We start from the raw sequence: 16323 nt of genomic DNA, 5'->3' as shown, positions 1-16323 counted from the left end.
TTGAAAACTAACACTTTAACCACGTACGGCTTTTTGATAAAACAGTTACCTACTGCAACTGCATTTATCGATACTAATTTTAAACTTGTTTACGTTTCTGATAAATGGATAGAATATTTTAATCTAGAATATCACAGTAGTTTAAGTAAACATCTTTTTGAAATTTTCACTGATGCTGATAAAGAATGGCAAGAATGTTTAGAGAAATGCTTTAAAGGAAATACCGAACAGGGACTTCAAAGCACAAAAAATGCAGCAGGAATAGAGAAATGGTTTGAATGGTCAAATGTTCCATGGTATGATGATGAAGAAAATATTATTGGAGCAATTATTCAAACAGATGATGTTACCCATCGTATTGCAAGTGAACTAAAACTTGATAAGCTTGAAAACCTACTTAAAGACCAATCTGAAATTTCGAAAGTAGGCACATGGGAATATAACTTAATTACCGAGCAAGTTACTTGGTCAGAAATGACCAAAAAAATACATGAGGTAGCTAAAGATTATAAGCCTAACCTTGAATCGGCTCTAAACTTTTACAAACGAGGTCATAGCCGTAATACTACAGCCATGTTGGTTCATAATGGTATTGAAAAAGGGGAATCTTGGAATATTAAATCACAAATCATTACTCCAAAAGGAAAAGAAAAATGGGTAGTATCTGCAGGTAAACCCTTATATAAAGATGGTAAAGTAACCCGTTTAATAGGTACTTTTCAAGATATTTCAACACAAGTTGAGGCCGAAATAAAAACCGAGGAAAGCGCACAATTATTACGTACCTTAATTGATAATTTACCTTTAAATGTATACATAAAAGATGCCGAATCTAGGAAAGTTCTGGTAAATCAATCGGAATGCGATTATTTAGGCGTAACCAACCCTAAAGAACTTATCGGCAAGACAGATGCAGATCTATATGGTGAAGAAATAGCTACAATTTCGAGAGATGAAGATTTGCATGTGATGAATTCAAAAAAATCAATCATTGCCAAACGTACTGTGAATATAAAGAAAGATGGAAAATCTACTTCTTTCTTAACTTCAAAATTACCATGGCTAGATATTCATGGTCAAAGTCAAGGTATTATAGGCATTAGTTTAGATATTACTGAATTAATTCAAAAAGAAGATCAGTTACGTGATTTGATAAATGTTACGGCAATTCAAAATAAAAAACTTATCAATTTTGCTCATATCGTATCTCATAACTTAAGATCCCATACCGCCAATTTCTCGATGTTATTGGATTTCTTAGTTAATGAAAAAGTAGAAGAAGAGAAAACTAAAATCATGGATATGCTCTCTCATGCCTCTGTTAACTTAATGGATACCCTTGAAAATTTAAACGAAGTGGTTGATATTAGTACTAATGTTAATCTTGAGAAGAAGCCCATTGGTTTAAACGAACAAATAACAAAGGTTGAACAAAGTCTATCGGCCTTTTTACATAAAAATAAAGTACAACTTACCAATCATATTCCTGACGATATTACAGTAAAAGCTGTACCTGCCTATATAGAAAGTATCGTATTAAACTTAATGACTAATGCCGTCAAATACAAACACCCTGATAGGGACCCAAGAATCATACTTTCAGCACGTAAATTAGAAGACAATACTATTTTATTTAGCATTCAAGATAATGGGATGGGAATTGATTTAAACAAATACGGCAAAAAACTATTTGGAATGTATAAAACATTTCATAACAATAGTGATGCCAGGGGTATTGGGCTTTACCTTGTTAAGAATCAAATAGAAGCAATGGGTGGTAATATAGTTGCCACAAGTGAAGTAGATAAAGGTTCAACATTTAGCGTATATTTTAATGATAAAGACTAATTCTATTTATATAATTGATGATGATGTCATTACCCTTTTTGGCATTAAAAAACTCCTAAATAAAATTGTGGAGTGCGATAGCATATATGAATTTAACAATGGTAAAACAGCCATTAACACTTTAATGCATCAAATAGAACTTGGAAAAGAACTTCCAGACGTTATTTTTTTAGACATCAACATGCCTATCATGGATGGATGGGAATTTTTGAATGAGTTTCTTAAGCTTCCAATTGATAAAAAAATTAGAATAAATATTATTACTTCTTCAATTGATCCTTGCGACAGAAGAAGATGGTTGGAGTATAAAGAAATTACCCAACATCAGCTTGAATATAAAAACAAACCTGTTTTATCAATTGGGGTTGAAGATATTGTAAAAATTCACATGGCGTCTTAATACTAATATTCGCTACTTTTGATATGTATTGTGTTTAAATAATAGCACGATTATTAGAATAAAGTCCGATGCGAATATTTGTTTTCTTACTCTCTCTTCTATTTCTAGCCTCTTGTGAAACTAAGGTAAATCAAAAAAACACAAGTTTTGAAACTGTTTTTGAAACCTCAAAAGGTTTTGATACCGCTGTGTATGACGAGGTCATTGATTTTTATATTAAACTTTCAAAAAACTTTTCAGAGATTAATGTACAAACAATTGGTCAGACTGATAGCGGTCAGCCTTTACACCTAGTGACCTTTAATTCTGAGGGAGACTTCAACTATCAAAAGTTAAGAGATGACAAGACGATATTATTAATTAATAATGGTATTCACCCGGGTGAAAGTGATGGTATCGATGCCACCATGATGCTATTTCGTGATTTAGCTCAAAAAAAAATATCTCACCCTAAAAACGTTGTTGTGGTAACAATTCCTGTTTATAACGTTGGCGGCATGCTCAATAGAAACTCCACAACTAGGGCTAATCAAAATGGTCCAAGTGCATATGGGTTTAGAGGCAATGCTCAAAATTATGATCTGAACAGAGATTTCATTAAAGTTGATAGTAAAAATGCTCGTAGTTTTACTGAAATTTTTCATTTGGTTAAACCGGATATCTTCATTGACAACCATGTCAGTAATGGAGCAGATTATCAATACACACTCACACATTTATTTACACAACACAATAAATTGGGTGGTGATTTAGGTAAATACTTACACACTAAATTAATGCCTGAACTAGAAACCAAGTTGGAAGCATCTAATTGGGACATCACTCCTTATGTTAATGTTTTTAATAGACCACCAGAAACAGGTTTCTCACAATTCATGGATTCTCCAAGATACTCAACTGGCTATACCACACTTTGGAATACCCTTGGAATGATGGTTGAGACTCATATGCTAAAGCCTTATAAAAAAAGAGTAGAAGGCACTTATGAATTAATGAATCAAATGATTTTGATAGCCGAAAAAGAGCATGAAAAAATTAAGAACTTAAGAAGACAAGTTGAAGAAAAAACAATAAATCTTAACTCCTATAATCTGAATTGGCAAATTGATACTACGAAGACAACAACACTGAGTTTTAAAGGGTTTGAGGTTGACACTATCATTAGTGAAGTAACAGGTTTTAAAAGACTTAAGTACGACAAAACCAGACCTTTTACAAAAGCAACCAAGTATGCTAATTATTTCACTCCCATTGACACCGTCGAAGTACCTGCAGCTTATGTTGTAAAAAAATCATGGCATAAAGTACTTGACCTTTTAACTCTAAACCAGATTGATTATTTTGAATTAGATAAAGACACCTTATTAAATCTTGAATCATACAAAATATCAAACTATAGCACTAGAAAGTCCGCATATGAGGGGCATTATTTACATTACAACACCACAATTAGTAAAAGTCAACAAAATATACATCTCACTAGAGGTGATATAATAGTTCCAACCAACCAAATTGGAATTCGTTATTTACTTGAGACTTTAGAACCACAAGCTCCAGATTCATTTTTTAACTGGAACTTTTTTGATACCATATTACAACAAAAAGAAGGGTTTTCGCCTTACGTTTTTGAAGATGCAGCTTTAGAATTATTAAATGAAAATCCAGCACTTAGAGATGATTTTTTACTCAAAAAAGAAAAGGATAAGGAATTTTCTGAAAATTGGTATGCACAACTCGATTATATATTCAAAAATTCGGCTTTCTATGAATCTGCTCATATGCAATACCCTATTTACAGAATTTTAAAGGGTAGTACCGCTGAATTAATCTTGGTAGATTGAGTCATCTTCGAAAAGAAGTTTAATATTTATGTAAGAGTTGTGAAGTGCTTTTTTTATTTTTTTAGGTCCCTTCCATTTAACCTTTGTAATTCCTTCATTTTCTTGAGGAATCAGGTCTCCTTTAAAATTGGTTTCCATTGCAAACCAATAAACTTTTTTAAGTTTATAATTTCCATTTCGTTTAAAAATATGATACGTAGTTTTTAAATGCCTATCAATTTGAAGGCCGCTTACTCCTGTTTCCTCTTCTACCTCTCTTATAGCGGCTTTTTCAATCGATTCACCTTTATCAAGTTTACCTTTTGGCAAATCCCATTTATCATTTCTATAAATAAATAATACCTTTCCTTTTTTGTTTTTTACTAAACCTCCAGCGGCAACTACAATGGGAATCTTACTACTGAATTTTTCTAAAATGTTATCCCCTGGGTCATAGATATATGCCTCTGTCAACAACTTTTTTGACAAAGAGGTAATTGCATAGTTAATCGCATCATCATCCAACAAAAAGACATTCCCGGTAGTATTAACGGGCTTTTCATTTGTTAGAATCAAAGGTGACTCATTGACAAAAACTTTATACATTTGCGTAATGATTTTAGACAAAAACAGCGCCAATAAAACAGCGGAGCTATTACTGCAAGTTAATGCAATAAAGTTGAATCCTGAAAATCCTTTTACATGGGCATCAGGATGGAAATCTCCAATTTATTGTGATAATAGAATTATTTTATCTTATCCAGCCATTCGTAACTTCATAAGAGAAGAAATGGCGAAACAAGTAGAATCTTTGTACGGTAAACCAGACATCATTGCTGGGGTAGCTACAGGAGCAATTGGGATTGGCATTTTAGTAGCGGAGGCAATGGGTTTACCATTTATATATGTTAGGCCTGAACCAAAATCTCATGGTAGAAAAAATCAAATCGAAGGTCATTTAGAATCTGGCCAAACAGTTGTCGTTATTGAAGATTTAATAAGTACAGGTAAAAGCAGTTTAAATGCTGTAACCGCTTTAAAAAATGTTGGTGCAGAAGTCAAAGGAATGTTGGCCATTTTCTCATATGGATTTGACACTGCTGAAGAAAACTTTGAACAAGCTCAGGTGCAATTAAACACCTTAAGTAATTACGACCATCTTATTAATCAGGCTTCATCAACAAATTATATTAAAGAAGAACAATCACAAACCTTATTGCAGTGGCGCAAAGCCCCTCAGCAATGGAAAAAATTATAGTAAATATGCATATTGAAGTTGCTAAAAAGAAAGTACAAAAAAGTGATCAAGAGGTTTTTGATTTTTTGATTGACATTAAAAATTTTAAAGTTTTAATGCCTGAAAACATTGACAAATTCGAAGTTTTAGATGAAAATACTTTTAAGTTTGCCCTAAGTGGAATGCCCGAAATTGTTTTACGATTGAAGGAACAAATACCTCATAAAAAAATTGTTCTAGGAGCAGCTAGTGATAAATTACCATTTACTTTAACCGCGGATATTACCAGTATGAGCGATACTGAAAGTGAAGTTGGTTTAAGTTTCGAAGGACAATTTAATGCCATGATGGCCATGATGATTAAGAATCCAATCACTAATTTCATGGAGACGCTTTCAAAGAATATGGATAAATTAACTTAATTAAGTAACCTAATCTCTTTCAAAGCAAATTCAAATAATTTTTCATCCTCTTTTTGAATCACTAATTTTCCATCATCTGAGACCCCTCTAATTAATCCCATAAAAACGTTGCTATTTTTGTCTTGAAAAGTAGATGGTGTATCTTTTCTATACAATACTTGTTCGTATGTACTTTTTATCTTTTTAAATCTATTTGTTTCCAATATATTCAAGCGATTCTTCAAACAAATAACAATTTGATTCGTAAGTGCATCTAGATTAATAGTCTTTCCAAGCAGTAAACGGATTGAAGTTGCATTCTTCAAATCACCAAAGTCTAATTGATTTACATTTAATCCAATACCTATCACGGATTTACTTATAAAATTGCCCTGTAAAATATTCTCAATTAAAATTCCGCAAAGTTTTTTATTTCCTGACATAATGTCGTTCGGCCATTTTACCTTAAGTTCAGGTACTGACAGCATCATTAAAGTATCATAAAGTGCAAGTGAAACAGCACAGTTTAAATACACTTGCTCAGAAGCTTTAAGTGCTTCGAATTTTTTTAAAATACTGACGGTTAGATTTTTACCCTCCTGGGTTATCCAACCCGCGCCCATTTGACCTCGACCATTAGTTTGGTTATTTGTTGTCACCATTGTATAATCCTCCATTTCTCTTTCCAAAACCATATGTTTTAAATACTGGTTTGTGGAGGGCGTGGCATCAAGTTTGATTATATGCATGGTAGTGCTTTAAAACGACATTGAATGTAATGTTAAAAACGCACTGCGACAAACCAAAAAAGTAATAACTTTGTTGAAACATAAAAATTTTGAATGCAAGAGAGCAAAGCTGGAGCAGATGAACTTATTGCCTTAATATTATCAGGGATAGAAGAAGTGAAAGGAGTTGATATCAACTTGCTTGACTTAAGGGAAATAGAAAATACAGTTTGTGACTATTTTATCATTTGTAACGGTACGTCTAACACTCACGTAAACGCTATTGTATCTTCCATACAAAAAACTGTAAGCAAGGCAATTAAAGATAAACCTTGGCATGTTGAAGGTTCAGAAAACGCAGAATGGGTTTTAATGGACTATGTCAATGTCGTCGTACACGTATTTCAAAAACAAATTAGAGAATTTTACGATATCGAAGGTCTTTGGGGAGATGCCAAAGTCACCATGGTAGCAAGCAGCTATAATAATTAAATAATGGCAAAAGAAAACAATTCAAATACCCCCAAGAAACCACGTTTTAGTTCATGGTGGATTTACGGAGTAATTATCGCATTAATTTTAGGTTTCCAGTTTTTAGGGAGTAGTAGTTTTTCAAGCACAGAAAAGACAACCACCTCTGAATTACAAGAATTTTTAAGAAATGGAGACATTAAGGAGATTTTAATCATTACCAATGCTAGACAGGCTAAAGTATTTTTGACTGACGAGGCATTAACTAAAGATGTGCATAAAAATGTAGCAGAGAAACCTCTTATACCATCTTCTGGTCTTGTACCACAATATGTATTAGATTATGGTGACTTGCAAAATTTTGAAGACGAAATAAAAAACATAAAAAAGGATAATAACCTGGATACTATTGTTGATTTCGATACGGAATCTAATGTACTTGGTGACTTGCTATTATCGCTCTTACCTTTCGCCTTAATCATTGGTATTTGGATATACTTAATGAGAAGAATGTCAGGTGGAGCTGGAGGCGGCGCTGGAGGTCAAATTTTTAATATTGGCAAATCCAAGGCAAAACTTTTTGATGAAAAGACCGACACAAGAACGTCTTTTAAAGATGTTGCCGGCCTGGAAGGTGCTAAAGAAGAAATTCAAGAAATTGTTGAGTTTTTAAAGAACCCCGATAAGTACACATCGTTAGGTGGTAAAATACCTAAAGGAGCTTTGCTTGTAGGCCCTCCCGGTACGGGTAAAACACTATTGGCAAAGGCAGTAGCTGGTGAAGCTAAAGTACCGTTCTTTTCACTTTCTGGCTCTGATTTTGTAGAAATGTTTGTTGGTGTTGGAGCTTCTAGAGTTCGTGACCTTTTTAAACAAGCAAAAGATAAATCTCCTGCCATAATATTTATTGATGAAATAGATGCAATTGGCCGGGCTAGAGGAAAAAATAATTTCACCGGTTCCAATGATGAACGTGAAAATACCCTTAACCAATTATTAACCGAAATGGATGGTTTTGGGACAAACACCAATGTTATTGTCCTTGCCGCAACCAACCGTGCTGATGTTCTTGATAAAGCATTAATGCGTGCTGGTCGTTTTGACAGACAGATTTACGTTGATTTACCGGATATTAGGGAACGTAAAGAAATTTTTGAAGTGCATTTAAGGCCTATAAAAACCTCTGAAACACTAGATTTAGATTTTCTTGCTAAACAAACTCCTGGCTTTTCTGGTGCTGATATTGCCAATGTTTGTAACGAAGCAGCATTAATTGCGGCAAGAAAGGAAAAGAAAGCTGTTAACAAACAAGACTTCTTAGATGCTGTAGATAGAATAGTTGGTGGTCTTGAAAAGAAAAATAAAATTATCACTCAAGGTGAAAAAGAAACCATAGCCTATCATGAAGCTGGCCATGCAACAGTAAGTTGGATGTTAGAGCATGCCGCTCCTCTAGTTAAGGTTACTATTGTACCTCGCGGTCAATCTTTAGGAGCTGCTTGGTATTTACCTGAAGAACGTTTAATAGTTAGACCTGATCAAATGCTTGATGAAATGTGCGCTACCATGGGTGGTAGAGCAGCTGAAAAAGTAATGTTCAATAAAATTTCAACAGGTGCTTTAAGTGATTTAGAAAAAGTAACTAAACAAGCTAGAGCAATGGTTACTATATACGGGCTTAATGAAGAACTGGGTAACATCACCTACTACGATTCATCAGGTCAAAATGAATATGGCTTTTCTAAACCTTACAGTGAAGATACTGCCCAAAAGATAGATGAAGAAATTTCAAAAATCATTGAAGAACAGTATAAAAGGGCAATTGCCTTGCTTCAAGACAATAAAGATAAATTGACATCGTTGGCTGAAAGACTCCTTGAAAAAGAGGTTATTTTTAAAGATGATTTAGAGAAAATCTTTGGAAAAAGACCCTTTGAAAAAGAAGAAGAAATAGAAGTTTCTGATTCTACGAGCTCCACCAAGGAAGAGGAGAGCGAAAAGGAATAGTTTTTTGGTGCTTATTGAATTGCCGTTACAAAATCCTTAAGAGGTTTTAATTTATATGGGTGTTTTTGACAAACTTTTCGGAGGTGGAAAAAAAGTTTCCAAAGAAACTGCTGAAACTCGAGGCGAACATTTGCCTGACCTTAAAATACCCATAGACGAAAAGTTTACCATTTATTTTAAAAAAAATGGAGGTAAGTTTATCTATTGTGAAGATTTCACCGAGGTTCTGAACGCGCTTCAAAATATTATTTCAGAAAACAATTGGCAGTCAAAACTCTTTTATACTTTAGACAAAAGAGTAAACGAACGCTTTTCGACCGAAAAACTGGCTTTTACTAGTAATTCAAATGAAAGTGATATCTTCTTCACAACTTGCGAGCATCTGGTTGCACATAATGGTTCAATCTTAGTTTGTTCAAATCAAATCAAAGAACGAAAATTAAATGAGTTACCAGCCAACCTCATCGTATTTGCCACTACCAGCCAATTGGTAGATTCCATAAGTGAGGCTTTAAAAATTATAAAGAAAAAATACCCGCATCAAATTCCGGACAATATCACAACACTTAAGCACTTTGAATTAACTCAAGAAAACAAAAATGATTTCCTTTCTTACGGCAGTGCTTCAAAAAATGTATATCTTTTACTTCTAGAAGACTACTAGAACTAGAACAATGAAAGAACTTTTAAGAAGACTACTTACAGGCATTGTTTATGTCGTCTTATTACTTTCTACAGCCTATTTGAACTCTGATGCTTTTGATTTTCTTTTTATGGCTTTCGGCCTTGGATGTCTTTATGAGTTTAAACGCATTGTCGAGATTAAAGGGTATTATATTTTTATTGCCTATTTAGCCCTATGGTGGGCGTACATATATCTTATTCATACGGAGATTCCTGTCCTTATTTTGCTGGTTATAACATTGATTATAGATATTGCCTTATTGGGGTATCTTTTCACTAAAACGAAGCAAAAATTCAAAAAACTTGAACTATATCTGATTGGAATCTTTTATATATCTGGTGGGTTTATTTTTTTAACCATGATACCCTACAATCAAAGTGAGTTTGCTAAATTTTTAATTATGGGCATCTTTATATTAATTTGGGTAAGTGATAGTTTTGCTTACTTGGTTGGCAAATCAATCGGCAGAACAAAATTATTTCCTTCAGTTTCACCAAAAAAAACTATTGAAGGTTCGTTAGGAGGACTTATTTTTGCAATGTTGGCAGGTTACCTACTTTCATTTTATGAAAACAGTATAACTTCTAGTCAATGGTTAATACTTGCCTTTATAATTGTTTTGACAGGCGGCTTGGGTGATTTATTACAGTCTAAATTTAAAAGGGTTGCCGGAGTTAAAGACAGTGGAGCCATACTTCCAGGCCATGGCGGAATATGGGATAGGCTTGATAGTTTGGTATTTGCCGCACCATTTGCTTATTTGACACTTAAATTATTTTTTTATGTTTCATAAAGAAGGACAAAAAATTATTCTTACAACGTTTTTTTTAGTTGTTGCAGCACTTTTAGCTACTCAATATTTCATTGAATTAACTTGGCTTCGTATCACCCTACAATTGTTCACCCTAGGAGTTTTGGTACTAATTCTTCAATTTTTCAGAAACCCTAAACGGTTAGTAACACCAAATTTTGATGAAATTTTAGCTCCAGTTGATGGTAAAGTAGTCGTTATTGAAGAAGTTGAAGAAACTGAATATTTTAAAGAAAAAAGAAAGCAAGTATCAATATTTATGTCACCTTTAAATGTACATGTTACACGTTATGCAGCAAGTGGCACAATCACTTTTTCTAAATATCATCCTGGTAAATACCTAGTAGCTTGGCATCCAAAATCAAGTACAGAAAACGAACGTACTACCGTAGTAATACATACACCAAAATTTGGCGAAATTTTATACCGTCAAATTGCTGGTGCCTTGGCTAGAAGGATTGTTAATTATGCAGAAGAAGGTGAGCAGGTTGTGCAAGGCGAAGATGCAGGCTTTATAAAATTTGGGTCTAGAGTTGATTTATTTTTACCCTTAGATAGTAAAATTTGTGTCTCTTTAAATCAAACCGTGACAGGCGCAAAAACCTGTATAGCAATGCTAGGTAAAAAAGATGAGTGAAAAAACTTTGGAAATAAAGTTTGAAGAAGCGGTAAAGTTTGTAAATGATTTCACAAAACCTTTACCGGCTGATCTTTTATTGAAATTATATGCCTACTATAAAATTGCTAATAAAAACTACAACAATCCCGGGAGTAAAACTCCTTTAATAAATGCCTTCAAGGCCAATGCACTTATTCAAGCTCAAAATATTAGTAGACAAGAAGCAATGTCTAGCTATATTGAGTTAGTTCAATCAGAAGTTAAAACTATTAAATAGGCAGTTGCAGTAATCCAGTTGGCTTTTCAAAAAAAGTAAAGTAGAAACCACCTATTATTGTTATAACATAATAGAGTATCATTAATAAGCTACCAATTGTGATATAACTATTAAGGCCAAACCAATCATTTGTAAAAACAATAAGTCCTATTCCGGTCAAACCCCGAAAAAGTTCAATCCATACCGCATGCCTTTTTCTATCCATTAATGCGCTATAACCGTAAATACCAGTGAAAACAAAAGCTCCAAACAACAGTAATCCTTTGAAGCCAATTTCTGAATAATTATAAAACATAAAAAGCATTAAAATCGTACTACTTAACATTTGAAAAATAGCGTATCCTTTTAGGCTATTACTGGCAGCAGGCCGGTACTTTTTAAAATTATAAACATCTTCAATAATAGCAATAGGGTATTTTTTAGCAACATCTTCTGGACGCCACCCAGTAGGCATAAACCAAATTCTGAATTTATCAAGCCAATTGTTGGCTCTCCAGGCATCTTGTAACAACCTCCAAAAATGTTGAAAATTTATTAAAATAGGATTCCAAGTTGATGCTGGTTTTAATACCCCATATTGAGGAGGAACATCATCGAGTTCCTCTTGAAAAGTACCGAACATTCTATCCCAAATACTTAGTACCTGACCTAAGTTTTTATCAATATACTCCGAGTTTATTGCATGATGTACTCGATGCTGTGAGGGGGTTACAATTATGTATTCTAACCAACCCATTTTACCAATATGCTGCGTATGATACCAGAATTGAGCAAACAAATGAATAGGGGCTAAAATTGCTATGACCTGTGTTGGTACTCCTAAAACTGCCGCGGGAATGAGCAATATTGAAAAATAACCCACCAAATTAGAAATAGATTGTCGCAGGGCACATGCCAAGTTAAACTCTTCACTACTATGATGAATCACATGTTGATTCCAAAAAATATTAATATGATGACTTAAGCGATGATTCCAATACCCAGCAAAATCTATAGAAATAAATGCAACTAACCATACCAACCAGGTGGCTTTCATTTCAAATAATGATAAGCTTTTCAATAAAAAAGGATAACTCACCAAAACTACAACCAAACCCAGTGAATCTTTTATAATATTCGTGAGCCCTGAACTAAGACTACTCACAGTATCCATCACATTATGCTTCTGATTTTTTACAAAATAACCGTATAGTATTTCAACTAAAACAAGACCTGTAAAAAAGGGTATAGCGTAGAGCAAAGCATTTGCATAAGTTTCCATAAATCAATTTTTATTCAATAATACTGAGGGGTTGTGTTTTTTTCCAATTACCTCTTGTAAAATCAGGGAATGGTTGCGATGAACCTCCACTTGCTACCGAACGTTCACTTAAAGGAGCTACAGCACTCCATAAACATCCTTCGTAGACATTTTGGTCTAAAGGCAGTCCTTTTTGCAAACATTCTACAATACGGTAAACCATAATACCATCCATTCCTCCATGTCCACTTCCCCTGGCAGCTTCATTTAGGCGTTTATATAATGGATGATCATACTTTTCATATAGCTTGTCCAACGCTTCACCCTGTACCCAAGAATGATGATTTTCATTGATACCCTCTACGCCCCCTTCAAGTGCAACTCGTGTTGGAAAACCTGCTAGAGCACCTTTGGTGCCTTGTATGAGATTATGACGCGTATATGGTCGCGGACTTGTTTCATCCCATTGTACCATTATAGTTTTACCAAGTTGCGTTTTAAGTATTGAAGTATTCAAATCTCCACCTTGAAAATCAAGTTGATTCCATTTATGATTTTCTGGATAGTTTTTTTCGGCATAAGAAGCTCTGCCTCTTGAGGGGGTTGAAAATGATACTAAACTACTCAAAGTATCTTCTCCCCTTCCTAAGTTCATATACTGCGCGACTGGACCCAATCCATGAGTAGGATATAAATTACCATTACGTTTTGCATAATGATAAGTTCGCCATGAGCCAGTGCCTCTCTCCTGCTCATCCATCTGCCAACGAAGTTCATGGATGTAAGCGGCTTCGCCATGTAAAATTTCACCGATTACACCTTGTCGACACATGTTTAAAAACATAAGCTCATCCCGACTATAATTAACATTTTCAAGCATCATACAATGCTTTCGAGTGCTTTCACTAGTATCAACAATATCCCACATTTCTTGCAATGTGACCGCAATTGGCACTTCAACCATAGCATGTGCCCCCATTTTCATACTTTCAATAGCCATCGGAGCATGGTTTTTCCAATTAGTGGCAATAAAAACGACATCAGGCTTTACTTCTTCGAGCATTTTCCTCCATTGATCTTCATCGCCATAATATTGGGCAATATTTTTATGACGACTTTCATCAGAAACTTCTCGAACCCAACCTATTTTTTCCTTAACTAAATCTTCGTACACATCACAGACCGCAACTACTTCAGTATTTGGCAAGGCAGCCAAAAACTTTAAATGATAACCACCTCTAGCACCAACGCCTATAAAAGCAGCCTTTAGGTTCTTCAGCTTGGGAGCTGCAAAATCACCCATATATATTTGATTAAAGGCTCGTTCTGAATTTGCCCTTAAATAACTTGGAACAACAGAAACTGCCGCCGCTGAAAGTGTGGTTTTCTTTAAAAATTTACGTCTGTCGATATTTTTCATATTCTGGCTTCTATAAAATTTAAATAGCTATCATTCAATAATTTCAATTTGAACAATGATAGACTTGCTTATAGGTGTATTACTTTTTTTTGCAAATTCATCAATTGGTACTAAAATATTGGTTTCAGGAAAATATGCAGCTAAATTACCTTTCGGGATAGCATAAGGAACAACCTTAAACTTTTCTGCCTTTCGTTTTTCGCCTTTATAAGTAGAGGTCAAATCAATAATCTGCTGAGTTTTAAGTCCTCTTTTTTCCATATCAATCGGATTCATAAAAACAATCCTTCTTTCACCATAAATACCACGATATCGATCATTCATATCGTAAATAGTAGTATTAAATTGGTCATGGCTACGAATAGTCATTAGAATGAAATCATTCTCATTCAATTTATGCTCTGCTAAAGCGTTAACGGAAAATTGAGCCTTCCCGTTTGGCAATTTTGAAAAATCACCAACTCGAGCATTATTAGGAAGATAAAAACCCGAACCTTTTGAGCGCTTGGAGTAATCTTCGTAACCTTGATATACTTCAGATATTTTTTTTCTTATTAATTCATAATCCTCACCTAAGGCTAACCAATCAATTGAACTTTCACACTTGAAATAAACTTCAGCCATTTGAGCAACTATACTAGGCTCACTCCTTAAAGCATTACTGATAGGATCGCGAGCACCTTTACTTTGATGCACTTTACCCATACTATTTTCAACCGTAACTGAACGTTGTTTTCCTTGTACGGTATCTTTCTCTGTTCTGCCTAAGGTTGGCAAAATAAGTGCAGTCTTGCCCGTAATCAAATGCCCTCTATTTAGCTTGGTAGCAATTGAAACAGTTAAGTCGCAATTCTGTAACGCTTTAGCTGTGTAATTTGTATCGGAAGCAGCTGAAACAAAATTACCTCCGAGGGCAACAAATACTTTTGCTTTTCCTTCATACATTGCCTTAATACAATGAACTGTGTCCAGACCTTCCTTTTCTGGAGCTTCAAAACCAAACACCTTCTTTATTGCTTTATTCAAAGGTTTTGAAACGTGATGCATAATTCCGACACTTCTATCACCTTGAACATTACTATGTCCACGAACGGGACAAGTACCTGAACCCTTTTTGCCAATGCTACCTTTTAAAAGTAAGAGATTAACACACTCTTTGATATTAGCCACACCATTTTTGTGTTGGGTCAAACCCATTGCCCAGCAAATAATAATTCGCTTTTTAGAGGCCAAAAGAGAGACAGCTTTATCAATTTCATTGGATGCTACGCCGCACCTTTCAAGAAGTTCTTCTTCCTGATATTTATCTAAATCTAGAATTAATTCTTGATAACCTGAAGTTTTATTTTGAATAAATTCTTTGTCAAAAACCTGGGCACCACTACGCTCAATAGTCAATAAACGCATCATTATTAATTTCAATAATGCAACATCTTCATTGATTTTAACTTGTAAAAATATATCAGTTAGTTTAGTCCCAGAACCTATTACTCCTTTAATTTTTTGCGGGTTCTTAAAGCGAACCAATCCTGCTTCTTCAAGAGGGTTTATTGTAATAATACTTCCTCCATTATTTTTACATTTTTCTAAAGCGGAAAGCATTCGAGGGTGATTGGTACCTGGGTTTTGACCAATAACCATAACCACTTCCGCCTCATGCAAATCATCTAAAGTCACTGAGCCCTTACCTATGCCTAAAGTTTCACTCAAAGCTACACCACTAGATTCATGACACATATTTGAACAATCAGGCATGTTATTAGTTCCGAAAGCCCTTGCGAAAAGCCCGTATAAAAATGCGGCTTCGTTACTTGAACGACCAGAGGTATAGAATATGGCCTCATCAGGTGAACTTAATTGATGCAGGTGTTCCGCAATCAATCCAAAAGCGTCATTCCAAGTTATAGGTTCATAATAAGTTGCTTCAGGTTTTAATATCATTGGCTCTGTCAATCGTCCACTTTTACCAATAACCATATCGGTCCAACGAGAAATCTCTTCGACTGAGTACTGTTCAAAAAACACTTTATCTGCCCGTTCTGGAGCTGTTTCTTCAGCGATAGCTTTTGCACCATTCTCGCAATACTCGCCAAGTTTTGAGGGATCTTCAGGATCAGGCCAGGCACAACCAGGGCAATCAAAACCATCTTTCTGATTCATAGCACTTAAGGTGGAGAGTGATTTAAATAGCCCAGCCTCTTTATTTAAATGCTCTAAAGTTTTTTTAATTGCTGTTGCACCAGCTGCATATGCTGCGGGTTCACTGACCTTTAAATCTGCAAACTGAATATCACCGGTAATAGAAACTTGGCGTTTCACGCTTTTCCCCATCTAAATACTTATCGTGGTTTAATAATTA

General features: G+C 34.6%; 16 protein-coding genes. 11 read left to right on the top strand and 5 right to left on the bottom strand.

Translation table 11 applies throughout. The annotated features are described in order from the left end of the window. The 3 genes from RM520_RS14670 to RM520_RS14660 all read left to right on the top strand — a co-directional run bounded on the left by RM520_RS14670 (position 1) and on the right by RM520_RS14660 (position 4089). Positions 1–1848, top strand: a complete 1848-nt coding sequence (locus RM520_RS14670; RefSeq protein ID WP_311388501.1) for a PAS domain-containing sensor histidine kinase — start codon at positions 1–3, stop codon at positions 1846–1848. Continuing rightward, a complete protein-coding gene (locus tag RM520_RS14665; protein WP_311388500.1) occupies positions 1835–2248 on the top strand; it encodes a response regulator transcription factor in 414 nt (137 codons plus the stop codon). The genes RM520_RS14670 and RM520_RS14665 overlap by 14 nt, the downstream gene beginning before the upstream one ends. Positions 2249–2316: 68 nt before the next feature. Beyond that, entirely contained in the window at positions 2317–4089 is a 1773-nt protein-coding gene (locus RM520_RS14660) for a M14 family metallopeptidase (RefSeq protein WP_311388499.1), read from the top strand. On the opposite strand, the gene RM520_RS14655 is transcribed toward RM520_RS14660, so the two are convergent. Further along, positions 4072–4674 carry an NUDIX hydrolase gene (locus RM520_RS14655; RefSeq protein WP_311386442.1) on the bottom strand — a complete coding sequence of 201 codons (603 nt, stop codon included), beginning with the start codon at positions 4672–4674 and terminating at the stop codon, positions 4072–4074. The two genes, RM520_RS14660 and RM520_RS14655, sit on opposite strands and share 18 nt — an antisense overlap. 7 nt (positions 4675–4681) lie before the next feature. Here RM520_RS14655 and pyrE point away from each other — a divergent pair, with 7 nt between their 5' ends. Together pyrE and RM520_RS14645 are read left to right on the top strand one after the other, a co-directional pair. Next, on the top strand, positions 4682–5326 hold the full coding sequence (gene pyrE, locus RM520_RS14650) for an orotate phosphoribosyltransferase (RefSeq protein WP_311386441.1): 645 nt from the start codon (positions 4682–4684) through the stop codon (positions 5324–5326). A gap of 5 nt (positions 5327–5331) precedes the next feature. Further along, the gene (locus tag RM520_RS14645; RefSeq protein WP_311386493.1) at positions 5332–5727 is read left to right on the top strand and encodes an SRPBCC family protein; all 396 of its coding nucleotides are present in this window, start codon (positions 5332–5334) and stop codon (positions 5725–5727) included. Here RM520_RS14645 and RM520_RS14640 read toward each other — a convergent pair. Beyond that, positions 5724–6455 (bottom strand): biotin--[acetyl-CoA-carboxylase] ligase, encoded by a 732-nt coding sequence (locus RM520_RS14640; protein WP_311386440.1) that lies wholly within the window; start codon positions 6453–6455, stop codon positions 5724–5726. The two genes, RM520_RS14645 and RM520_RS14640, sit on opposite strands and share 4 nt — an antisense overlap. 93 nt (positions 6456–6548) lie before the next feature. Between RM520_RS14640 and rsfS the strand changes: the two genes are divergently transcribed. From rsfS to RM520_RS14610, 6 genes are read left to right on the top strand one after another with little or no spacing between them, the layout of a single operon-like run. After that, positions 6549–6926, top strand: coding sequence for a ribosome silencing factor (gene rsfS, locus RM520_RS14635; protein ID WP_311386439.1), 378 nt, complete (start codon positions 6549–6551; stop codon positions 6924–6926). A 3-nt stretch (positions 6927–6929) separates the two neighbouring features. Continuing rightward, positions 6930–8912, top strand: a complete 1983-nt coding sequence (gene ftsH / locus RM520_RS14630) for an ATP-dependent zinc metalloprotease FtsH (RefSeq protein ID WP_311386438.1) — start codon at positions 6930–6932, stop codon at positions 8910–8912. A gap of 55 nt (positions 8913–8967) precedes the next feature. After that, positions 8968–9576 (top strand): LUD domain-containing protein, encoded by a 609-nt coding sequence (locus RM520_RS14625; protein ID WP_311386437.1) that lies wholly within the window; start codon positions 8968–8970, stop codon positions 9574–9576. Between the two features lie 10 nt (positions 9577–9586). Then, a complete protein-coding gene (locus RM520_RS14620) occupies positions 9587–10390 on the top strand; it encodes a phosphatidate cytidylyltransferase (RefSeq protein ID WP_311386436.1) in 804 nt (267 codons plus the stop codon). Then, a complete protein-coding gene (locus RM520_RS14615) occupies positions 10380–11045 on the top strand; it encodes a phosphatidylserine decarboxylase family protein (protein WP_311386435.1) in 666 nt (221 codons plus the stop codon). Before RM520_RS14620 ends, RM520_RS14615 begins: the two co-directional genes overlap by 11 nt. Then, positions 11038–11304 carry an acyl-CoA-binding protein gene (locus RM520_RS14610; protein WP_311386434.1) on the top strand — a complete coding sequence of 89 codons (267 nt, stop codon included), beginning with the start codon at positions 11038–11040 and terminating at the stop codon, positions 11302–11304. Before RM520_RS14615 ends, RM520_RS14610 begins: the two co-directional genes overlap by 8 nt. Here RM520_RS14610 and RM520_RS14605 read toward each other — a convergent pair. The 3 genes from RM520_RS14605 to RM520_RS14595 are packed head-to-tail and all read right to left on the bottom strand — an operon-like array spanning position 11297 to position 16283. Further along, complete coding sequence (locus RM520_RS14605; protein WP_311388498.1) at positions 11297–12565, bottom strand: sterol desaturase family protein; 1269 nt, start codon at positions 12563–12565, stop codon at positions 11297–11299. The genes RM520_RS14610 and RM520_RS14605 overlap by 8 nt on opposite strands. Positions 12566–12575: 10 nt before the next feature. Next, entirely contained in the window at positions 12576–13964 is a 1389-nt protein-coding gene (locus RM520_RS14600) for a Gfo/Idh/MocA family protein (protein WP_311388497.1), read from the bottom strand. Between the two features lie 30 nt (positions 13965–13994). Further along, positions 13995–16283, bottom strand: a complete 2289-nt coding sequence (locus tag RM520_RS14595; RefSeq protein WP_311388496.1) for an FdhF/YdeP family oxidoreductase — start codon at positions 16281–16283, stop codon at positions 13995–13997. Positions 16284–16323 lie beyond the last annotated feature (40 nt).

Source organism: Croceitalea vernalis (genome assembly GCF_031846405.1).
In the GTDB taxonomy this organism is placed as follows: Bacteria; Bacteroidota; Bacteroidia; order Flavobacteriales; family Flavobacteriaceae; genus Croceitalea; species Croceitalea vernalis.
Note: the sequence above shows the minus strand (reverse complement) of the source record. Positions and strands in the feature narration are given on the sequence as shown.